The organism is Streptomyces sp. NPDC050287 (assembly GCF_044459385.1).
Lineage (GTDB): Bacteria > Actinomycetota > Actinomycetes > Streptomycetales > Streptomycetaceae > Streptomyces.
In genome coordinates, this window is sequence record NZ_JBITIY010000006.1 from 508,720 (window position 1) to 529,989 (window position 21,270).

Sequence of the window (21,270 nt, forward strand, 5' to 3'; positions counted from 1 at the left end):
AGGAACCCTCAAGGTTGCGGCACCCCCCGAGCCGGGTCAGAACGTGACGTCCGAGCAGGCGTAGAAGGCGTTGGTCGTGTCCGCGACCGTCCACACCGCGACGATGACGTGGTGGCCGCTCAGGCCGGACGGCAGGGTGCCGGAGTGGGAGAGCGTGGACGGGGGGCGCTGGCCGTTGTAGGGGACGGTCAGGAACGGGGTGAGGTTGAGGTCGGAGCGGGCCAGGTTGTGGTTCTGGTTCCAGCCCGGCTTGGTGACGTAGTACTTGAAGTCGGTGGTGGCGTGCATGGCGGTGAACTGCCAGCGGAACGTGTAGCTCTGACCGCCAGTCACCCTGGTGGTGGGCCAGGCACCGCCCGACGGGGTCTTCGGGCTGTCGAGCTGGGCGAAGCGGGTGTTGCCGCCGGAGCAGATCCGGCCGTCGGCCGGACCGGAGCCGGGGAAGCCCTTGAGGCCCTCGACGCTCTGCGGCTCGTACTGGATGTCACCGCAGTTGGCCACGGAGCCGTTCTGGCAGAGCTTCTGACGGCTGACGGGGAGGTCGGTGTAGCCGTGCCCGCTCGCGCCCTGGGACGAGAGAACCAGCGCTCCGGTCGTCGCGAGACCGAGCACGGCGGCGTACCACTTGGTCTTTTTGCGCATGCTGCCGCTCCTGGAGAACGTGGGGGAAGTTCAGTGAGCTGTGCAGGTAGGTCTAGACCAAGTGCCAGATTATTGCGGTTACTTGAACATGTCCATACCAATCAGCAGCCCGCTTCCCCTCGTCCCGAACAGAACGCCACCGTCAGGTCCTTCACCAGCGCCTTGCGTTCGTAGTCGTCCAGCTCCACCAGTCCCCGCATGGTCAGCCGGGTCACCGTGTCCTCCACCGAGTCCACCACCGAGGTCAGCACGCTCGCCCGCTGCTGGGCGTCCAGCGCGGCGATCCGGCGGCGGTTCATCACGGCGGCGACCTCGGGGGCGTACTCCACCCGCAGCGGCTGCACCGAGAACACTTCGATGCCGACCGGAGCCGCGTCCGCCGCGACCCGCCGGGTCAGTGCCTCCGCGGCGGCGTCGGCGGACCCCCGGCCCGAGCCGGGCACCTCCACCGCCACCCGGGCCAGGCCCGTCTCCACGCACTCGCGCAGATACGTCTCATGGTCCTCGACACCCAGCGTGGCCAGCGCGGTGTCCCGTACCCGCCACACCACCAGCACCACCACCCGCAGCGCGACCCCGCTCGCGTCGGCGGCACGCATCTCCTCGCTGCGCCAGTGCCGCAGCCGTACGTCCACCCGGCGGCGCAGCAGCAGCGGGTTGACCCACAGCAGGCCGGTGCGCCGGACCGTGCCCCGGTAGCGGCCGAACAGGCCGAGCACCCAGGCTCGTCCGGCCCGGCCCCGGGCCAGCCCGCCGAAGCCGAACAGCCCGAGGGCGCCCGCCCCGGCGTACGCCGCCCACTGCACGGGACCGAGTCCGGCCGCCGTGGACGCCGGCAGCCCGAGGGCGTGTACGGCGAGCGGCGGCAGCACGCCCGTCCACCACGAGGTGGCCACGCCCCCCGTCACCCCGCAGGCACCGGCGAGCACACCCACCGCGCCGGGCAGCACCCGTGCGGGGCGTTCCGTCAGTTCGGGGTCGACCTCCGGTTCGGGCCGGGGCGTGGACGGCATCGGCCGTCGCACGCGCGGCTGTTCGCCTGTTCCCTGACGGCGTGCCACGACCGCGGGCTCCAGCGGCACCGTCACCTGGTCGGGCTCGTCGCGGAACAGCAGATGGACGGGGATCTCGGTGGTCGCCTCGTTCTGGATGAGCCGGGCGGGCCGGGACGTACTCCCGGCCGGGCCCTCGGATTCGGGGATGTGGGAAGTGGTCGTACTCATGGGTGCCTCCAGCCTCCGCGGCAGGTGCTTCACAACAGGGGGTCACGGCAGGAAGCCGTGTCAAAGCAGAAAGCCGTTGCCAAGGACAGAAGGCCGTGGCCGGCGAAAGAAATCGTGGTCAGGAGAAGAGCCGACGCCAGGTCTCGGGGCCCGGGAAGCCGTCCGCCGCGCCGCCACGCCAGCCCTGGGCGCGCTGGAAGGCCTCGACGGCTCGCCGGTCCGCCTCCCCCCAGCGCGGTCCCGGGCCGGTGGTGCCGTACATGCCGAACCCTTTCTTCAGAAGTTGCTCCCCGAGCCGGGTGACGTACTCGTTCTGCGCGCCCGGCCGGAACATCGCCCGTCCCGGATAGGCGGGCACCCCGCGCGAGGAGGGCGCGGGCGCACCCGCCGCGCCCGCGCCGATGTCCCGGCCCGCGCCCGTCACCAGCAGCTCCCAGGTCAGCGGGCCCGGCAGCCCGCCGGCGCCCCGGCCGCGCCGGCCCTGCGCCTCCTGGAACGCCCGGGTGGCCCTGCGGTCCGCGTCCGACCAGCGGGGGCCGGGCCCGGAGGTGTAGTACCGCCCGGCCCCGCGCTCGACGAGCATCCGGCCGAGCTGGGTGACGTACTTGTTGTTCGCCCCGGGACCGAAGTACGCCCGCCCGGGGTACGGCGTCGGCGCGGCCGCACCGGGCTTGGCGGTGTCGGGTTCCGCGCCTGCCGACGTGGCCGACGTAGCCGAGGTGGCTGGGGTTGCTGACGTCGTCGGCATCGCTGGTGTCCCTGGTGTCCCTGGTGTCGCGCCCGCCGTGGCGCCCTCGAGCCCCTTGTAGCGGTAGGCGACGTAGTCGTCGGAGTGGCTCCAGTAGGCGTACGGGGTGACCCGCCGGCGGGCGTGCGGGCGGGCCTGTTCGTAGGCGATGTAGTAGGTGTGCCGGTAGTCGGTCCAGCCGCCGAAGATCACGACGTGGGAACCCCGCCCGGGATCCTCCGGGTTGTGGAAGAGCAGGATGTCGCCGGGCCGGAGGTCCTCCTTGGCGATCCGCACCCCGTACTGGTCGAGGCTGCCCGTCCACTCGTTCCCCGGCAGGTTCCAGGCCATCGACACGAAGCCCGAGCAGTCCTGCCGGTACCCGTCGCTCCAGGACTCGTACATGCTGTACGGCACCTTGGCGGCGACCCACTGCCGGGCCCGCTCGATGATCTCCGCGCGGGTGGTCGTGGGCACCTTGACCGGGGCTTTCTGAGAGTTTCCGGTCGGGCCGCGCAGCGGCGCCCGGCCGCCCTGCGGGGTGCCGGACTCGCCGTCCGGGGCGACGCCCGGACGCCCGGGGGCGTGCGGGGCGGCCTCGGCGGGTGCCGTATGACCTGCGACGAGCGCGGCGGAGGCCGCGGCGGCGACGATCACGGCACGATGGGCGGCCGGGTGACGGCCGGTCCGGGCACGCGATGGCACGCGCCGCCAGTGAACGCATCCGGGGCAGTCGCAGTCGCTCGCGGGATCGAATTCCTCGAAGACCGGAGCCGCCATACGATTCCCCTCACATCCTGGGTGAAATGTCCGATCCTGTACACGTTCGCCAGTTTCTCAACTGTCGTCCCGACGCGCATGCTGACGGTCCGAATGATGTACGGCGGGCCCTCCCTGACGGTCGGCGGGCAGTCGGCGACGGGCGGGCGGGTGGTCCGGGGCACCCTCCGAGATCCGGTAAGGTTGTGCAGGTCAGCAGGCGCCGCTAGCTCAGTTGGTTAGAGCAGCTGACTCTTAATCAGCGGGTCCGGGGTTCGAGTCCCTGGCGGCGCACGACAGTGGGAAGCCCCTCGCGGGAGCGAGGGGCTTTCGCGTTTCCGGAGGGCGGTCTCGTCGCGATGTTCCCGGAAACGGGTCTCGTTGAACTGGACGCCCCCGTCGACCGTATGGAACCGGAGGGGGAGGCCGCCGGGGGGCGGCCTCCCCGAGACCGACCGCGCGTTTCACGCCACCTCCACCGGGGTCCGGCCGACATGCCGCCGGGCGAGGCACACAGTCAGGTCTCGCGACATGTGCGGAGGTGGTCACAAGCGAGCACTTCGGCAACATCCGCACCCTCCTGTCCACAACGGCTCCACAAGGTCCCCACACAGGCCACAATGAACGCGTATGACCGGTAAACACCGCGTTTCGCATCTTGCGATCATGATGAGCACCGTAGAACCCTGGCTTTCAAGATGCTGCGTATACGCGGCAGTTGGGGGGCAGGAGCCGGTTGCCGGGGAGAGGGGGCCCCGTTCATGAAGTGATGCCGAGGACGGCATCATGCAACCGGAAGGCCTCAGTCCTGTGTCCATGAAGGTGGACGATGTGACGACTGTGGCCCAGCTGGTACGACTGTGAAGGGTCTAGGGGGACCCGACCAGTGGAAAGAAACGACACCACGCGGTGACACGCGTGTGGGGGGATGACTCATGACGTCGACGCCGACGGGCGCCCGGCAGAACCACGACCCGTCCCAGACCACCCAACTGAGGGTGCCTTCGCATCGGACCGGTGCCTTCCGCCGGATAAAGAAGACGCTGCCGAAGTACGACTACGAGCACTACAGCCGGCTCGCGGGACCCCTCACACAGCCCGATCCGACCAAGCCCTACAGAGTCCAGTACCGCTCGCTGATCTCGCAGGAGCCGCACCGCATCCGGGTCGCCCTGATGCTGGCCGCCGCCCCGCTGCTGTCGCTGGTGCTGCTGGGCTGGCTGCTGCAGCCCGAGCACTGGACCGAGCGCGACTACCCGGCCTTCGACTGGCTGCCCGCGCTCGACATCGTGATGCTCGTCTCGATCGGTCTGATCGAGTTCTTCCGCTGCATGAACGTGCTGTCGAACGCGCACGCCACCCTGGTCGCCCGCGACCCGATCCCGGTGGTGCCCGAGACCGGCACCAGAGTCGCCTTCCTCACCTCCTTCGTGCCCGGCAAGGAGCCGCTGGAGATGGTGACGAAGACCCTGGAAGCCGCGGTGCGGATCCGCCACCGCGGCCTCATGAACGTCTGGCTCCTGGACGAGGGCGACGACCCGGCGGTCAAGGAGGTCTGCGCGCGCCTCGGTGTGCACCACTTCTCCCGCAAGGGCGTCGCGAAGTGGAACCAGCCCTCGGGCCCGCACCGCGCCAAGACCAAGCACGGCAACTACAACGCCTGGCTGGACGCGCACGGCGACGACTACGACTTCTTCGCCTCGGTCGACACCGACCACGTACCGCTGCCCAACTACCTGGAGCGGATGCTCGGCTTCTTCCGTGACCCGAACATCGGCTTCGTCATCGGCCCGCAGGTCTACGGCAACTACGACAACTTCGTCACCAAGGCCGCCGAGTCGCAGCAGTTCCTCTTCCACGCGCTGATCCAGCGCGCCGGCAACCGGTACGGCGCCCCCATGTTCGTCGGCACCTCGAACGCCGTACGGATCAAGGCGCTCAAGCAGATCGGCGGCCTGTACGACTCGATCACCGAGGACATGGCCACCGGCTTCGAGATCCACCGCGCCAAGAACCCGGCGACGGGCAAGAAGTGGCGCTCGGTCTACACCCCGGACGTGCTCGCGGTCGGCGAGGGCCCCAGCGCCTGGACGGACTTCTTCACCCAGCAGATGCGCTGGTCGCGAGGCACGTACGAGACGATCCTCAAGCAGTACTGGAAGGGCTGGTACTCGCTGCCGCCGAGCAAGCTCTTCAACTACACGATGATGATCATCTTCTACCCGATGTCCGCCCTCAACTGGATCCTCGCGGCGCTGAGCTGCGCGCTGTTCCTGGGCCTGGGCGCCTCGGGTGTCAACATCGACCCGACGGTGTGGCTGATGCTCTACGGCAACGCCTCCGCGCTGCAGATCGGCCTGTACATCTGGAACCGCCGGCACAACGTCTCCCCGCACGAGCCGGAGGGCTCCGGCGGTGTGGCCGGCATGGTGATGTCCGCACTGTCCGCGCCGCTCTACGCCAAGGCGCTGCTCGACTCCGTGCTGCGCCGCAAGAGCAAGTTCGTGGTCACTCCCAAGGGTGATTCGGCCAGCCCGGACCGGTGGTTCGCGACCTTCCGGTACCACTGGTACTTCATCGCGATCTTCGGCGCCTCGATCACCGCCGGTTTCGTCTTCGGGCACTCGCACCCCGCGATGATCATCTGGGCGGCCTTCGCCACGCTGATCACCGCGACGCCGATCTTCGCCTGGCGTCACATGCTGCGGCAGGCGAAGAAGAAGCCCGCGGTGCCCGAGCAGGAGCCGCAGGACGCGGTTCCCGTCGCCCAGCCCCCGCAGTCCGCCGCCGCCGCGGGTGCCTACGAGCCGCATCCGCTGCCCACGCAGCGCACCGCGGCCCAGCACGCCCCGCAGCAGAAGCCGAGCTGGGCCGACTCGAACGGCACGGGCGACCAGACCATGCAGATCGCCCTTGGTGGACTTGGGGGACGTAAGGAATGAAGGACCAGGCCGGCCGCCGCCGTGTCCGTCGACTCGCCATCGGCACGGCGGTGGTGCTAGCGCTGGCCGGGATGAACGGACCGTGGCTCTACCGCTTCGGCACCGCGAAATACCACCAGTACGAGATCAACAAACCCGAATACAAAGCCGAGAACGGCAAGTGGGACATCATCCAGTTCCCGGAGAAGTACCGGCAGAACACCATTCACGCGGCACTGCTGCGCACCGGAAAGGTGCTGCTCGTCGCGGGTTCGGGCAACAACCAGGACAACTTCGACGACAAGAAGTTCGACACCCGTATCTGGGATCCCGTCAAGGGCACCATCAAGAAGATCCCGACGCCGAAGGACCTGTTCTGCACCGGCCACACCCAGCTCGCCAACGGCAATCTGCTGATCGCGGGCGGCACCAAGCGGTACGAGAAGCTGAAGGGTGACGTCACCAAGGCCGGCGGCCTGATGATCGTCCACAACGAGAACCCGGACAAGCCGATCACGCTGCCCGCGGGCACGAAGTTCGTGGGCAAGGAGAACGGCAAGACCTTCGTGTCGAAGGACCCGGTCGTCGTCGAGCGGGCCACGAAGAAATTCGACAAGGAGACCGGCAAGTTCCTCGGCAACACCCCGGGACTCGGCCGTATCTACGTCGAGGCGCAGAAGAGCGGCGCCACGTACGAGACGGGTACCCAGGACAACTACACCGTCCAGGGCCTCACCGGCGCCGACGCGAAGAACACGTACGGCATCGCGCAGAAACTCGCCCTCGACAAGAAGGACTTCCAGGGCATCCGCGACGCCTTCGAGTTCGACCCGATCGCCGAGAAGTACATCAAGGTCGACCCGATGAAGGAGGCCCGCTGGTACCCGACGCTCACCACCCTGAGCAACGGGAAGATCCTCAGCGTCTCCGGCCTCGACGACATCGGGCAGCTGGTCCCCGGCAAGAACGAGGTCTTCGACCCGAAGACCCGGAAGTGGACCTACCTGCCGAAGACCCGTCAGTTCCCGACGTACCCCGCGCTGTTCCTGATGCAGAACGGCAAGGTCTTCTACTCGGGCTCGAACGCGGGCTACGGGCCGGACGACGTGGGCCGTGACCCGGGCGTGTGGGACGTGGCCGGCAACAAGTTCACGAAGATCCCGGGGCTGAGCGACCCGGACCGGATGGAGACGTCCGGGACCGTGCTGCTGCCTCCGGCACAGGACGAGAAGTTCATGGTGATCGGCGGCGGCGGGGTCGGCGAGTCCAAGCTGTCCAGCAACCGGACCCGGATCGTCGACCTGAAGGCGGCCGACCCGAAGTTCGTGGACGGGCCGACGCTGGAGAAGGGCACGCGGTACCCGCAGGCCTCGGTACTGCCGGACGACTCCGTCCTGGTGTCCGGGGGTTCGGAGGACTACCGGGGACGCGGGGACTCCAACATCCTCGAGGCCCGGCTGTACCACCCGGACTCCAACACGTTCGACGAGGTCGCCGATCCGCTGGTGGGGCGCAACTACCACTCCGGGTCGCTGCTGCTGCCGGACGGGCGGGTGATGTTCTTCGGATCGGACTCGCTGTACGGGGACAAGGCGAACACCAAGCCGGGAACGTTCGAGCAGCGGATCGAGATGTACACGCCGCCGTATCTGTACCGGGACTCCCGGCCGTCGCTGTCGGGCGGGCCGCAGACCATCGAGCGCGGCGGGTCGGGGACGTTCACGTCCCAGCACGCCTCGTCGGTGAAGAAGGCGCGGTTGATCCGGCCGAGCGCCTCGACGCATGTGACGGATGTGGACCAGCGGTCGATCGCCCTGGACTTCAAGGCGTCCGGGGACAAGATCACGGTGACCGTGCCGAAGAACAAGAACCTGGTTCAGTCGGGGTGGTACATGCTGTTCGTCGACGACGACCAGGGCACGCCGTCCAAGGCGCAGTGGGTGAAGGTGCCGTAGCGCTTCCGCAGAGTCACTTTGTCGCCGGCCCCGCGCCCCTTCGGGCGCGGGGAACTGGCCGTCAGCCGGAATCCCGGGCCAGGTTCAGTGCGTAGTCCGCCCACCACTGGCCCGCCTTCGGGCCGCCCTTGCACTCGCCGTCCGACTCTCCCGGGCGTTTGACCCAGACGTAGGCGTCGACCAGGGGGTCCGCCGTCTTGGTGGTCGGGGTCTCTCCCAGGGCCCGTCCGGGCGGGTTGCACCAGCGTTCCTTCGCTGTGCCGTCCTTGTACGGGCCCTTGCCGTTGCGGCTGGTGTCGATGACGAAGGGCTTGTCGCCGACCTTCGCGGAGAGCCTCTTGCCGTAGGCGATGGAGTCCTCGGTGGAGTAGAAGTTGGACACGTTGACGGCGAAGCCGTCGGCCTGCCCGACGCCCGCGCGCTGGAGGGGTTCGAAGATCTGGTCGGGGTGGCCCCAGCCGGCGTTGCCCGCGTCCAGGTAGACCTTGGTGTTCTTCAGGGCCGCCAGCTTGTTCACGGCCTCGTTGAGGAGGGCGTAGCGCTCCTCGTGGAACTTCTTGCCGGTGCAGCCGTCGACGAGGTGGAGTACGGCGTCGGGCTCCAGGATCACCGTGGCGGAACGGTCGCCGATGCCCTTGGTCACGCCGTCGATCCAGGCCCGGTAGGCGTCGCCGTCGGCGGCGCCGCCCTGCGAGTACTGGCCGCAGTCGCGGTGCGGGATGTTGTAGAGGACGAGGATGGCCGTGCGGTCGGCCTTCTCGGCGGCCTCGGTGAAGCCGCGCGCCTCCTGCTCCGGGTTCTCCGGGCCGATCCACTCGCCGGTCGGCTGCTCGGCGATCTTGCGGATCTGCTCGGCCTCCGCCTTCTTGCCGGCCTTCAGGTAGGCCGCCAGCTGCTTCGCCGCGTTGCCGTCCGGGTTCACCCAGAACGGGTCGGCCTCCTTGGGCTGCTGTTTGATCGCCGCACCGGACGCGTCGCCTTCCTTCTTGCCCCCGCCGCCCCCCGACGAACAGCCTGCGACCAGCAGCGCCACCCCCAGCACCGCTACGGCAGCCCGCGTTCCGGCCCCGTTGCTGACGTACATCCAACTCCCCCTTGGGTGCACCGTTCCAAGTCTCAATCGTGACACACCACTCGCGCCGCCCACGAGGTCGCCGGAGCCTTGTCGGTGAGCTGTTACAGCCCCGGCGGCGGGGTGCGCGCGCGCCCTGCGGGGGCGCTCGTCATCAGAAGGGGAGTGCTCGGCATGCGGTACACCACCAGGGAGTTCCGGCTGGCGGCGGCACTGGTGGAGGCGGCGGACACCCTCGCCGACGGCTTCGAGCCCACCCCTCACTTACAACGCGTGTCCGACCACTGTGTCGACCTCCTGGCCGCGCGGGCGGCCGGCGTGATGCTCATCGACGACGGCCGGGCGGTGTCCCTGGCGGGCAGCAGCCGGCACCAGGAACTCGCGCTGGAGCTGCTGGAGGCGCAGCGCGGCGGCGGGCCCTGCATGGAGAGCTACGACTCCGGGAAGCCGGTGCCGCCGGTGTCGATCCGGGCGGCCCACGCGGACGCCCGCTGGCCCGACTTCACGGAGCGGGCCCTCAGGCACGACATCCTGGCGACCTTCGCGGTCCCGCTGCGCCGCCACGAGACGCTCCTCGGCGCGCTCACCGTGTTCGTGGCGACACCGCCGCCCGCGCCGGAGGAGGACGGCACGGCCGGGGAACTGCTGGTGGCGCAGGCCCTCGCGGACGCGGCGGCCCTCGGGCTGCGCAATCACCATACGTACGATCAGTACCGCACCCGGTCAGGGCAGTTGCAGCGGGCGCTGTCCAGCAGGGCCCGGATCGAGCAGGCGAAGGGCATGCTCGCCGAGCGTCGGCAGACCGGAGTCGACCAGGCGTTCAACGCCCTCAGACAGTACGCGCGGCGCCACCGGCTGCCGTTGGACCAGGTGGCGAGCGCGGTCGTCGAGGGTCTCCTGGACGACGCCGAGCTGCGCCGCGAGCCGGCGGGACCGGGTGACGGGACGCCGTAGCGGTACGGCTGTACGCGCCCGCTGTCGGAGCGGCCCGCGGGAGCCGCACTCGCGACCGTGGCCACCTGGGCGGATGACGGATCGCCACCGCGCGGGAGTTGGCGTCGATCAGCCTCTAGGCCGGGGCGCGCATCCGTTCTAAAGTCGTGTCATACGGCCCCGGTCCCCGGCCACAGTCACATACCACCGTCGCTTTCCAGACCTCCCGCGCCGGCGCCGGGTCACTCCCGCGGCCCGTGCGCGCGCGGTTGAGGACCAGCCCGGTCGACGGCTTCAGGGGGAGCGGGCCGCCGACCGGGCCGGGCGCGTCGACCGGCCCGGCGCTCACAGTCGGGTGCGGTGACACGCCGGGTGCCGTGGCACTCCGGCGCGTGTCACGGTCCGGTGCCCGTCAGGTACGCCGAGACGATCACGTTCGCCGTGTAGCTGCGGGTCTCCCGGTCGAAGGTGCCCCCGCAGGTGATCAGCCGCAGTTCGGCCCGTCCGGTCCGGCGGGGGCCGTAGGCCTGCTGGGCGTCGAAGTGGTCGCGGGTGACGACCTGGACGTCGTCGACGGTGAACTCGGCGACCTTGCCGTCGTCGCGGACCACCCGGACGGTCTCGCCGGGTTTCATCGCGCTGATCTTGTAGAAGACGGCCGGCCGGGTCTCGGTGTCGACGTGTCCGACCATCAGCGCGGTGCCGGCGGCGCCCGGGCTCGCCCCGTCCGCGTACCAGCCGACGACTCCCGCCTGATCGAAGGGCGGCGGGTCGATCGCGCCCTGCCCGTCGAGGCCGCGGGCCACGACCGGTGCCTGGATGCCGAGTTCGGGAACGTCGACGCGTTGCGGGAGGGCGTTCGCGAGCGGCCGGTGCGGGGGCGGCAGTTCGACGTCCGGCGGTCGGCCGACCGCCGCCATGTCGCCGGTGGCCGGCGCGGATATGCCGGGCCGTACGTCGGTCACCTCCCGGCCCCACAGCCACAGTCCGAGCAGCAGGAGCGCCCAGGCCACGCCGGTGACCAGCCGGCCGGTGCCGGAGGGACGTGCGCCGTCGGCGGGGTGGTCGTCGGCGGAGAGGTGTTCGTGCTCCGACATGGCCGTCAGCCCGTCCTGCGGCTCCGGCGGCAGCCGCGCAGTGCGACGGCGACCCCGGCGACCCCGGCGAGGAGCAGCCCGATCACCGCGTGCACCGTGCCGGGACCGGCCTCGCGGGCCTCGTCCACGGCGACGAGGTGCGCGGTGCCGCCGCCGCCGGCGTGCACGGGGGCGACCGGGGAGGCGGGGGTGGTGGGCCGCGCCGGTCTGTCCACGACGGTCAGCGGAATCTTGCGGGCCTCGGCGCCGCAGCTGACCTTCACGTCGTACGTGCCCGCCGTGAGCGTGGAGCGCACGCGGCTCTCGCCGACGAGCACGCCGTCCACGACGGCGAGTTCGACGTCCGCGACGAACGCGGCGGAGACGGCCGTGGCGGTCTTCTCCCCGCAGCCGCTCATCCGCAGGGCGACGTCGCTGCCGGGAGCCGGGGCGGAGGGGCTGACCGAGATGCCGCCGTCCTGCGCGTACGCCGTCGGTGCGGACGCGACGACCGGCACGGCGGCGACGGCCGCCAGGACGCCGGCACAGAGAGTGATTCTTGCTGAACCCATCGTGAACCTCCAGATACCTGGAGACTCCCCCCGGGGCACCGCCCCCGCATCCCGGGCGGGGCGGCACTGCTCCGAACGGGTCGTTTTCCCCGCCCGCGGGGTTTCAGATCCGGCTCGGACTCCCGGAGGGTTCAGACGCGGTCCACGAGGTCCGCGATCGAGTCCACGACCGTGGACGGCCGGTACGGGAAGTTCTCCACCTGCTCGGGCCGGGTCAGGCCGGTGAGCACCAGGAACGTCTGCATTCCGGCCTCCATGCCGGCCAGCACGTCGGTGTCCATCCGGTCGCCGATCATCGCGCTGGTCTCGGAGTGCGCGCCGATCGCGTTGAGCCCGGTGCGCATCATCAGCGGGTTCGGCTTGCCCGCGAAGTACGGCTGCCTGCCGGTGGCCTTGGTGATCAGCGCGGCGACGGCACCGGTCGCGGGCAGCGGGCCCTCGGTGGAGGGGCCGGTCTCGTCGGGGTTGGTGGCGATGAAGCGGGCGCCGGCCTCGATGAGGCGTACCGCCTTGGTCATGGCCTCGAAGGAGTAGGTGCGGGTCTCGCCGAGGACGACGTAGTCCGGCTCGTGGTCGGTGAGGATGTAGCCGATGTCGTGCAGCGCGGTGGTCAGCCCGGCCTCGCCGATGACGTACGCCGAGCCGCCCGGCCGCTGGTCGTCCAGGAACTGGGCGGTGGCCAGCGCCGAGGTCCAGATGGACTCGACCGGCACGTCCAGGCCCATGCGGCGCAGCCGGGCGTGCAGGTCGCGCGGGGTGTAGATCGAGTTGTTGGTGAGGACCAGGAAGGGCTTCCCGGACTCCTTGAGCTTCTTCAGGAAGGCGTCGGCGCCGGGGATCGGTACGCCCTCGTGGATGAGCACACCGTCCATGTCGGTGAGCCACGACTCGATGGGCCTGCGTTCTGCCATGTGCGGGATCTCCTGCCGTACGCGAGTACGCGAGTACGCGGTGCTGCGGGGCCCCAGCCTAAACAGCGCCGGATCTTGAGGGAATGGCCGGTTCGGGCAGGGGCGGCGGGAGAGGCCGGATCAGCGGCGCCTGCGGACCAGCAGCAGGGTGCCGGCGGCGACGAGGAGCAGGGCGAGGGCGGCGGCGAGGGCTCCGGTGGTCGGACCGAGACCGGTGCGGGCGAGCTCGTCGGCGAAGGGGAGGCGGCTGGTCCCGGGTGCGGTGACATCGACACGCGGGGGCTGCGACGGCGACAGCGGCGGTGACTGCGATGGCGACTGCGACTGCGATGGCGATGGCGATGGCGCCTGGGATGGTGACTGCCACGGCGACTGCGCCGACGGTTCCGGTGGCATCGGGGCGTCCGCCTCGGAGTCGATCCGGAATCGGTAGTCGTTCGACTGCCCGACCCAGTCGCCGTCATCCTCATCGTGGTGCCGTTGTACGACGGCCGCGTTGGCGGTGACCTGGTTCGCCACGGCGTCCGAGCCGACCGCGAGCCGCACCTTCACGCTGAGTGTCTTCCCCGGCCCGACGGTGAACCCGGGGAACCGGTCCCTCTCTCCCGCGAAGACCCCGACGAGCTCATCGGCGTCGGTCCGCTCGAACGGAACGGGGTGCGCACGGACACCACCGCTCCCTGTCCCGTTGCCCGTCTCCTCGTAGAACTCCAGCCGGGGCTGCCCGGGTTCGAGAACCCGCCGCTCGTCGACGAGGATCACCACCGGGTGGATGTTCCCGCAGGTCCGGTCGGTGGTGTTGGTCAGATCGAGATACCAGACGCCGTACCCGCCCCCGGCTTGATAGACCCCGGGCCCTCCGTGAATCCGAGCCCTGACCGGAAAGTCCGGCCCCTGGGACCCGGCCGCGCACGAGTCGGCGTACGCCGGACTCACCGACGGAAGCTGAACACCGGCGGCGACGGCGAGACAGAGCAGAACAGACGTCATAGGCAGTCGCATAAACACATGACCATGCCGGGCGGGGATGCCGGGTGATCGGCGCCGCCCCGGCGGGGTTCACCGAATGGACGCGCGATGCCGCCCGATCGGCGGGACGAGCACCGGGGCCCAGGACAGCCCTGCCTACCCGGCGGGACGAGCACCGTGGCCCAGGACAAGCCCCGCCTACCCGTCCCCGCGCCCGAACACCGGCGACAACAGCAACTGCGCCGCCCCCTCCGCGACTCCCCGCACCCCGCCGGAGGCAACCCGCACGGGCACGCTCCCGTCCGTTCCCTCGCCCCGTCCTCCGTCCCGCCCCCCTGCGCGCCGGGCCCGATCCGACAGCACCGCACCGACCCCCCGTACGAAAACCGACGGATCCGCGGCCACCGTCCGGCCCCCCAGCAACACCAGGTCGATATCCAGCAGCGCCACCAGATTCGCCGCCGCCTCCCCCAGAACCCGCGCCGCCTGTTCCCACTCCCCCCGCGCCACCGCTTCCAGACACAGCGCCTCCACGCACCCCCGGTTCCCGCACCCGCACACCGGTCCGTCCAGCTGGATGACCTGGTGTCCGAACTCCCCCGCCCCGGTCCGCGCCCCTCGGTGCACGCTCCCGCCGATCACCAGCCCGGCGCCGAGCCCCGTACCGAGGTGCAGGTAGGCGAAGGACCGGCCCCCGTCCTCACTCTCGTCCTCGCCGACCACCGCGAGTCTCAGCGCGGCGGCGTTCGTGTCCTTGTCGACGACGACCGGCACTCCCAGCCGCCGCGCCAGGGCGTCCCGCAAGGGAAACCCGTCCCATGCGGGAAACCCGGTGACGCGGTGCAGCACGCCCCGGGTGTGGTCGAGCGGCCCGGGCAGCGCGACGCCGGCCCCGAGGAGGGAACCGACCGCCGTGAGCGAGCCCGCACCACCGGCCCCGAGCGCGTCGGCCACCAGGCCCTCCGTCTCCCGGGCCACCGCCGTCACCACGGCGTCCGCGCCCGCCCCCAGGTCCAGCGCGGCCCGGCGCTCGCCCACCACGGTGCCGGTGAGGTCGACGAGCACGGCCCGCAGCTCGTCCCGGTCGAGGTGGACCCCGGCCGCGTGTCCGGCCTCCGGTACCAACCGCAGGAGCGTGCGCGGCTTGCCGCCGGTGGACGCCCGGCGGCCCGCCTCCGCCGCCAGCCCGTCCTCCCGCAGCCGCGCGGTGATCTTGCTGACCGCCTGCGGGGTGAGCCCGGTCCGCTCGGCGAGTTCGAGCCGGCTGACGCCCCGCGCACCGGCCGTACGCAACAGATCGAGGACGAGCGCGGTGTTGTGACTGCGCAGGGCGAGCAGGTTCACGCCAAGGCCGACTCCCCGCATGCCTCCGGCCCGCCCGCCCACCTCACTCACGCGTCCACCTCGCCACTCTCCGCCTTCTTCACCTCACCATTCTCCCCACCGCTTGCACTTTGGCAACAGCGTTGCGAAAGTGGGAGACATGACAGGTACGACTACTGGATCGACTGGTTCGACCGGCACGGCCGGTACGCCCCTGCGCGTGGGCCTCATCGGCTACGGCCTCGCCGGGGCCGTCTTCCACGCGCCGCTGATCGCCGCCACCGAGGGCCTCGCCCTCGACACGGTGGTGACGTCCGACCCCGAGCGGCAGGGGCAGGCCCGCGCCGAGTTCCCGGACGTGCGCACGGTCGCCACGCCGGACGAGCTGTTCGACCGGGCCGGCGACCTGGACCTGGTCGTCGTCGCGTCGCCGAACAAGACGCACGTCCCGCTCGCCACCACCGCCCTCAAGGCCGGCCTGCCGGTCGTCGTCGACAAGCCGGTCGCCGGTACGGCCGCCGAGGCGCGCGAGCTGGCCGCCCTGGCGGAGGACCGCGGCCTGCTCCTCTCCGTCTTCCAGAACCGCCGCTGGGACAACGACTTCCTGACCCTCCGCAAGCTCCTGGCCGAGGGCGAACTGGGCGACGTATGGCGCTTCGAGTCCCGTTTCGAGCGGTGGCGTCCGCAGCCGAAGGGCGGCTGGCGGGAGTCCGGCGACCCGGCAGAGATCGGAGGTCTGCTGTACGACCTCGGCAGCCACGTCGTCGACCAGGCGCTGGTCCTCTTCGGCCCGGCCGTCTCCGTGTACGCCGAGTCGGACATCCGCCGCCCGGGCGCGGAGACCGACGACGACACGTTCATCGCGATCACCCACGCCGGCGGCGTCCGCTCCCACCTGTACGCCACCGCCACCACCGCCCAGCTCGGCCCGCGTTTCCGGGTGCTGGGCTCCAAGGCGGGCTATGTGAAGTACGGCCTGGACCCGCAGGAGGCGGCCCTGCGGGAGGGGCAGCGCCCGGGCACGACGGCGGCCGGGTGGGGCCGGGAACCCGAGGACCTGTGGGGGCGGGTCGGCGCCGGCGAGTCCCCGCTGACCGGCGGCGGCCGTCCCGAACCGACGCTGCCGGGCGACTACCCCGCCTACTATGCGGCCGTGGCCAGGGCCCTCACGGACGGCGGCGCCAACCCGGTGACCGCGCTGGAGGCGGCCGCCGCCCTCGACGTACTGGAGGCGGCACGCCGTTCGGCCCACGATGGAGTGACGGTGAAGCTGTGACGCACAACCCGGAGATCACCCCGAAGTTCCACCCGGAGCTCACCCCGCCCCTGGAGGAACTGGAGACGCAGGAACGGCGCCTGGTCTTCCGGCAGTTCACCTACGACGACGCGTGGGCGCTGGGTTCCCTCCTCGTCGAGCTGGCCCGGGAGCGGCAGGCGCCGGTCGCCATCGACATCCACCGCGGCGGCCAGCAGCTCTTCCACGCCGCCCTGCCCGGGTCGGCCCCCGACAACGACGCCTGGATCGCCCGCAAGCGCCGGGTCGTGGAGCGTTACGGCTCCGCCTCCTACCTGGTCGGCGCCCGCTGCCGCGCCAAGGGCACGACGTTCGAGGAGTCCTCGCGCCTCGACCCGGACGAGTACGCGGCCCACGGCGGCTCCTTCCCGATCACCGTCGAGGGCGTGGGCGTGATCGGCGCGGTGACCGTCTCCGGGCTGCCGCAGTTGCAGGACCACCGGTTCGTCGTAGAAGCGCTGGAGCAGTTCCTGGAGCTGTGACGGGCGGGACGGGAGGATACGGGGAGCTCCTTACGGGAAGTCAGGGGAAGATCCCCGAGCACCCTCCCGTTGGCACCCGTGTACCGCACCTCGACCGGAGGGACCGAATCCATGAGCAACGCCGTGAAGGAAACCGTAGGACGCTACGGCATCTGGTGGGGTGGCATGCGTTCCAAGGACCCGGCCCGGCGCGGCGCGGCGGCCGAGGCCGCGGCCGAGCTGGAGCAGCTCGGGTACGGCGCGATCTGGCTGGGCGGCAACACCTCCGCCGCCGACGCGGCCCCGCTGATCGCGGCGACCTCGCGGATCGTCGTCGGCACCAGCATCCAGAGCATCTGGGAGCACGAGCCCGCCGACACCGCCGCCGCCTTCAACGACCTGGAGGCCGCCCACCCCGGGCGGTTCGTCCTGGGTCTCGGCGTCAGTCACGCCAAGACCACGGACCAGTACCGCCGCCCGTACTCGGCGCTCGTCGCGCACCTCGACGCACTGGACGCGGCGGGCGTACCCGCGGACCGCCGTCTCCTGGCGGCCCTCGGCCCGAAGACCGTGGAGCTGGCCCGCGACCGCGCCGCCGGCTCGATCCCGTACCTCGTGACCCCCGAGCACACCGCCTACTCCCGCGAGATCCTGGGCGAGACCCCGCTCCTCGCCCCGGAGCTGATGGTCGTCCTGGAGACCGACCCGGCCCGGGCCCGCTCCCTGGCCCGCGGGGCCCTCGCCATCTACCTCGGCCTCCCCAACTACACCAACAACTTCCTCCGCCACGGCTTCACGGAGGACGACCTCACGGACGGCGGCAGCGACCGCCTGATCGACGCGCTGTTCGCCTGGGGCGAGGAGTCGGCGATCCGCACCCGCATCGACGCCTTCCTCGACGCGGGCGCGGACCACGTGGCCCTCCAGGTGGTGGACGGCGAGCCGCGAGGCATCCTGCCGAGGGCGGCTTGGAGCCGACTCGCGGATCTGTTGGCCTGAGGAGCGCGGGCCGTATCGATGTGCGGCTCCGCCGCGTGGGCGCGACCGGCCACGGCCGGCCGCGCGGGGAACTCGCGACGGGCCGTGGCCGGCCCGCGGCCGGCGGGCTCGCCGCAGTTCCCCGGCTCTGTCCGCGGAGCGCTACGCGTCCTTGAATTCCTGCCGCTGCCGGCCCAGCCCCGCGATCTCCAGCTCCACCACGTCCCCGGCCCGCAGATACGGCTTCGGCTCAGGGTGCCCCATCGCCACTCCCGCGGGCGTCCCCGTGTTGATCACGTCTCCGGGGTAGAGCGTCATGAACTGGCTGACGTACCGCACGACCTCCGCCACCGGGAAGATCTGCTCCGCGGTCGTCCCGTCCTGCTTCAGTTCCCCGTTGACCCACAGCCGCAGTGACAGGTCCTGCGGGTCGGGAACCTCGTCCGCGGTCACCAGCCACGGCCCGAGCGGGTTGAACGTCTCGCAGTTCTTCCCCTTGTCCCAGGTTCCGCCCCGCTCGATCTGGAACTCCCGCTCGGACACGTCGTGCGAGATGGCGTACCCCGCGACATGCCCGAGCGCGGCCTCGGCCGACTCCACGTACCGGGCCGTACGTCCGATGACGACCGCCAGTTCGACCTCCCAGTCGGTCTTCACCGACCGGCGCGGGACCAGCACCGTGTCCTGCGGTCCGACCACCGTGTCCGCGGCCTTGAAGAAGATCACCGGCTCCGGCGGCGGCTCGGCCCCCGTCTCACGGGCGTGGTCGTGGTAGTTCAGCCCGATGCACACGATCTTGCCGATCCGCGCGAGCGGCGGTCCGACGCGCAGCCCGGTGGCGTCGAGCACGGGCAGCGAGCCCTCGTCGGCGGCGGCGCGGATCCGGCTCAGGGCCGTCTCGTCGGCGAGCAGCGGACCGTCGATGTCAGGAACGACACCGGACAGGTCCCGCAGGACTCCCTCGGCGTCCAGCAGCGCGGGCCGCTCCGACCCCGCCGTACCGACTCGCAGCAGCTTCATGATCCCAATCTCCCTCGATCGCGGGCGCTCCGCCGACGGGTGCAGCCATCGGAGGACTGGTCGATCCTCCAAGCTGGGCGTCCAGTCCGCAATACCCGGTTCACGGACTGGACCGGCGCAGGTCCCGGTACTTCTCGGTGCGGCCCCGGCTCAGCGGTACAGCACCGCCCGCTCCACCGCGCTCCAGGTCGTGCTGGTCACCACGTACAGCGCGGCGGCGAGCGGCACCACCGCCACGGTGAACAGCGTGAAGAAGGACATGAAGGGCATGACCTTGCTCATCGCGCCCAGCCCGGGCAGCTGCTCGCCGCCCGCCACGGGCACCGTCGCACCGGCGGCCGTCATCGCCTTCGTACGGCGGTAGTTGAACGCGGCGACCGCGGCGACGAGCACGAACAAGCCGACGTACACGAGTCCCGCGCCGCCGAACATCCCGGCGCCGCCGAGCGCGTCCGTCCAGCGGTCCCCGAGGGGCGCGGCGAACAGCCGGTGGGTGAGCAGTTCGTTCGTCCGGCCGCCGATCGTCGTGCTGGAGAACAGGTGGTAGAGCAGGAAGAACGCGGGCAGTTGGAGCAGGCTGGGCAGACAGCCGGACAGCGGCGACACCTTTTCCTCGGCGTGCAGTGCGAGGACGGCCTTCTGCAGCTTCTCGGGGTTCTTGGCGTGCTTCTTCCGCAGCTCGGCGATCTTCGGCTGGAGCCGGGTGCGCGCCTTCTGGCCGCGGGCCGCCGCCCGGGACAGGGGGTGCACGAGGAGTCGTACGAGTGCGGTGAACAGGACGATCGCGGCGGCGGCCGCGGTGGCGCCGAACAGCGGCTGGAGCAGGTCGGCCAGGTGCTGGACCAGGTCGGCGAAAACGGACATGGGTGAGCCCTCCGGGGGTCTCGTCGTGCCGGGAGTGGTGAGGACGGCATGACGACCCGCGCGGGGTCCGGCCCGTGGAAGAGGGTGCCCTACGCGACGGTCGTCGGGAGGGCGTGCCCGGGCGCTCGGGGGCGACTGCGCCCCTTGGCGTCGGGGTCTCGCTGCGGCAGGAACGCCGTACGGCGGGCGCGGTCGCGGATGGCCGTACGCACCCGGGTGGGCGGGACGGCGGGCGCGGCGCGCGAGGCGAGCAGACAGCAGACGCCGAGTGCGGCGCCGGCCGCGGCGGTCGCGGCGAACGCGACAGTGGCCGGGAGGCTGCCGCCGGCGTCGAGCAGCGCGACGCCGAGGACCAGGATCAGCAGTACGGCGGAGGGGCGCGGGCTGGTCCAACTGCTCCAGCTCGTCCAGCTTGTCCAGCGACGGATCACGGCCACTCCCCTCCCCTCGTACGGCTGTTGCGACTCTTGCGCCTGCCACGGCCATGGTAAGTCAGCGCGGCCGCACCTTTGCGAGCTTGGCCCACACCACGAGCCGGTACCTGGACGTGTACTCGGGGGTGCAGGTCGTCAGGGTGAGGTAGAAGCCGGGGTCGGTGTAGCCGTGGCCCGGGTGGACCGTGGACCGCGGGATCGGCTGGATGACGCCGGCGTCCCGGGCCGAGGTCTGCGGGAGGGTCCGGTCGACGGTGTACGTGTACGTCGCGGTCCCGGTCTCGACCTCGACGGTGTCCTTCGGCCGCAGCCGGTTGATGTACCGGAAGGGCTCGCCGTGGGTGTTGCGGTGCCCGGCGAGGGCGAAGTTCCCTGCCTGGCCCGGCTGTTGGGTGCCGGGGTAGTGGCCCACGTACCCCTTGTTGAGGACGTTCGGCTTGCTGATGCCCTCCGCGACGGGGACGCGGAGGTCGAGGCGGGGGACGGTGAGGATGGCGTAGGCCTGGGAGCGGCGGGGTGTGGAGGGCCGGTCGTCGGCGGCGGGCCGCTCCCTCGGCGGGTCCGGGGACGCGGACGGGACGGACGTACCGGAATCGCGGCCATCGCCGGTGCCGGGGTCGCCGCCTTCGCTGATGTCGCTGCTGCCGCCGGGGTCGCCGCCTTCGCCGGTGTCGCTGCTGCCGCCGGGGTCGCCGTGACCGCCCTCCCACTCCCGCTCCAGCGCCTCCACCTGGTGCTCGGCGCCTTGCCGGGCCTGGCGGTTGGTCCACCACAGTTGGTGCGCGACGAGCAGCAGCATCAGGACCCCGACGGTGACGAGGAGTTCGCCCCCGGCCCACAGCGCCCGTCGGCGCAGGGCGCGCCGGCGTCGTATGCCGTGGTGCACGACGTGAAGCCGCATGCGGACGCCTCCCGCCTCCCGCCCTTTTGTACGCCCTCGACCGGGGCCGCCCGCACGATAGGCGCGGGGCCTCGAAGTCACCAGCCCGAACGCCCAAGGTGTGGCGGCCCGTTCGGTATACCGGACTTCCTCCAGAGGTTTTAGAAAGGGCTTGCAGAACCCTCGACAACCTCACGCGCCACACCCGATGCTTCGTCCTGGCATCAGCGGGACAGGCCACGACCCCGGTTCAGGG

The 21,270-nt window shown here is 71.1% G+C and carries 19 protein-coding genes and 1 tRNA gene; 7 read left to right on the plus strand and 13 right to left on the minus strand.

Going from position 1 to position 21,270, the window contains the following annotated elements; all coding sequences use genetic code 11:
- Positions 1-36 precede the first annotated feature (36 nt).
- The 3 genes from ACIBK3_RS24220 to ACIBK3_RS24230 form a co-directional block, all read right to left on the minus strand.
- A complete protein-coding gene (locus tag ACIBK3_RS24220) occupies positions 37-642 on the minus strand; it encodes a lytic polysaccharide monooxygenase (protein WP_399368605.1) in 606 nt (201 codons plus the stop codon).
- Positions 643-743: 101 nt separating this feature from the next.
- A complete protein-coding gene (locus tag ACIBK3_RS24225) occupies positions 744-1,865 on the minus strand; it encodes an SPFH domain-containing protein (protein WP_399368607.1) in 1,122 nt (373 codons plus the stop codon).
- 118 nt (positions 1,866-1,983) lie between these two features.
- Positions 1,984-3,372 (minus strand): peptidoglycan-binding protein, encoded by a 1,389-nt coding sequence (locus tag ACIBK3_RS24230; RefSeq protein WP_399368609.1) that lies wholly within the window; start codon positions 3,370-3,372, stop codon positions 1,984-1,986.
- 199 nt (positions 3,373-3,571) lie between these two features.
- Here ACIBK3_RS24230 and ACIBK3_RS24235 point away from each other — a divergent pair.
- The 3 genes from ACIBK3_RS24235 to ACIBK3_RS24245 all read left to right on the plus strand — a co-directional run bounded on the left by ACIBK3_RS24235 (position 3,572) and on the right by ACIBK3_RS24245 (position 8,227).
- Positions 3,572-3,645, plus strand: a tRNA-Lys gene (locus ACIBK3_RS24235).
- A gap of 641 nt (positions 3,646-4,286) precedes the next feature.
- Positions 4,287-6,293 carry a glycosyltransferase family 2 protein gene (locus ACIBK3_RS24240; RefSeq protein ID WP_399368611.1) on the plus strand — a complete coding sequence of 669 codons (2,007 nt, stop codon included), beginning with the start codon at positions 4,287-4,289 and terminating at the stop codon, positions 6,291-6,293.
- Positions 6,290-8,227: a galactose oxidase-like domain-containing protein gene (locus ACIBK3_RS24245; RefSeq protein WP_399368613.1), complete on the plus strand. Its 1,938-nt coding sequence runs from the start codon at positions 6,290-6,292 to the stop codon at positions 8,225-8,227. The genes ACIBK3_RS24240 and ACIBK3_RS24245 overlap by 4 nt, the downstream gene beginning before the upstream one ends.
- A 61-nt stretch (positions 8,228-8,288) precedes the next feature.
- Here the strand turns inward: ACIBK3_RS24245 and ACIBK3_RS24250 are convergent, their stop codons facing one another.
- Complete coding sequence (locus ACIBK3_RS24250) at positions 8,289-9,311, minus strand: glycoside hydrolase family 6 protein (RefSeq protein WP_399368615.1); 1,023 nt, start codon at positions 9,309-9,311, stop codon at positions 8,289-8,291.
- A 162-nt stretch (positions 9,312-9,473) separates the two neighbouring features.
- Here ACIBK3_RS24250 and ACIBK3_RS24255 point away from each other — a divergent pair, with 162 nt between their 5' ends.
- On the plus strand, positions 9,474-10,253 hold the full coding sequence (locus tag ACIBK3_RS24255) for a GAF and ANTAR domain-containing protein (protein WP_399368617.1): 780 nt from the start codon (positions 9,474-9,476) through the stop codon (positions 10,251-10,253).
- Between the two features lie 374 nt (positions 10,254-10,627).
- On the opposite strand, the gene ACIBK3_RS24260 is transcribed toward ACIBK3_RS24255, so the two are convergent.
- The 5 genes from ACIBK3_RS24260 to ACIBK3_RS24280 all read right to left on the minus strand — a co-directional run bounded on the left by ACIBK3_RS24260 (position 10,628) and on the right by ACIBK3_RS24280 (position 15,125).
- Complete coding sequence (locus tag ACIBK3_RS24260) at positions 10,628-11,329, minus strand: class F sortase (protein ID WP_399368619.1); 702 nt, start codon at positions 11,327-11,329, stop codon at positions 10,628-10,630.
- A 5-nt stretch (positions 11,330-11,334) separates the two neighbouring features.
- Positions 11,335-11,880 (minus strand): hypothetical protein, encoded by a 546-nt coding sequence (locus tag ACIBK3_RS24265; RefSeq protein WP_399368621.1) that lies wholly within the window; start codon positions 11,878-11,880, stop codon positions 11,335-11,337.
- A 131-nt stretch (positions 11,881-12,011) separates the two neighbouring features.
- On the minus strand, positions 12,012-12,791 hold the full coding sequence (locus ACIBK3_RS24270; RefSeq protein WP_030683721.1) for an HAD-IIA family hydrolase: 780 nt from the start codon (positions 12,789-12,791) through the stop codon (positions 12,012-12,014).
- 120 nt (positions 12,792-12,911) lie between these two features.
- Positions 12,912-13,781 (minus strand): hypothetical protein, encoded by an 870-nt coding sequence (locus ACIBK3_RS24275; RefSeq protein ID WP_399368623.1) that lies wholly within the window; start codon positions 13,779-13,781, stop codon positions 12,912-12,914.
- 177 nt (positions 13,782-13,958) lie between these two features.
- Positions 13,959-15,125: an ROK family protein gene (locus ACIBK3_RS24280; RefSeq protein WP_399368928.1), complete on the minus strand. Its 1,167-nt coding sequence runs from the start codon at positions 15,123-15,125 to the stop codon at positions 13,959-13,961.
- Between the two features lie 118 nt (positions 15,126-15,243).
- On the opposite strand from ACIBK3_RS24280, the gene ACIBK3_RS24285 reads away from it, so the two are divergent.
- The 3 genes from ACIBK3_RS24285 to ACIBK3_RS24295 all read left to right on the plus strand — a co-directional run bounded on the left by ACIBK3_RS24285 (position 15,244) and on the right by ACIBK3_RS24295 (position 17,837).
- On the plus strand, positions 15,244-16,359 hold the full coding sequence (locus tag ACIBK3_RS24285; protein ID WP_399368625.1) for a Gfo/Idh/MocA family oxidoreductase: 1,116 nt from the start codon (positions 15,244-15,246) through the stop codon (positions 16,357-16,359).
- The gene (locus ACIBK3_RS24290) at positions 16,356-16,859 is read left to right on the plus strand and encodes a heme-degrading domain-containing protein (RefSeq protein WP_399368627.1); all 504 of its coding nucleotides are present in this window, start codon (positions 16,356-16,358) and stop codon (positions 16,857-16,859) included. The genes ACIBK3_RS24285 and ACIBK3_RS24290 overlap by 4 nt, the downstream gene beginning before the upstream one ends.
- Positions 16,860-16,970: 111 nt before the next feature.
- Entirely contained in the window at positions 16,971-17,837 is an 867-nt protein-coding gene (locus tag ACIBK3_RS24295) for an LLM class F420-dependent oxidoreductase (RefSeq protein WP_399368629.1), read from the plus strand.
- 141 nt (positions 17,838-17,978) lie between these two features.
- Here ACIBK3_RS24295 and ACIBK3_RS24300 read toward each other — a convergent pair whose 3' ends face one another.
- From ACIBK3_RS24300 to ACIBK3_RS24315, 4 genes are all read right to left on the minus strand, one after another.
- Positions 17,979-18,836, minus strand: a complete 858-nt coding sequence (locus ACIBK3_RS24300; RefSeq protein ID WP_399368631.1) for a fumarylacetoacetate hydrolase family protein — start codon at positions 18,834-18,836, stop codon at positions 17,979-17,981.
- Positions 18,837-18,986: 150 nt separating this feature from the next.
- Positions 18,987-19,700: a YidC/Oxa1 family membrane protein insertase gene (locus ACIBK3_RS24305; protein ID WP_399368633.1), complete on the minus strand. Its 714-nt coding sequence runs from the start codon at positions 19,698-19,700 to the stop codon at positions 18,987-18,989.
- 89 nt (positions 19,701-19,789) lie between these two features.
- A complete protein-coding gene (locus ACIBK3_RS24310; RefSeq protein ID WP_399368634.1) occupies positions 19,790-20,131 on the minus strand; it encodes a DUF6412 domain-containing protein in 342 nt (113 codons plus the stop codon).
- A 61-nt stretch (positions 20,132-20,192) separates the two neighbouring features.
- The gene (locus tag ACIBK3_RS24315; protein WP_399368636.1) at positions 20,193-21,035 is read right to left on the minus strand and encodes a class E sortase; all 843 of its coding nucleotides are present in this window, start codon (positions 21,033-21,035) and stop codon (positions 20,193-20,195) included.
- Between the last annotated feature and the right edge of the window lie 235 nt (positions 21,036-21,270).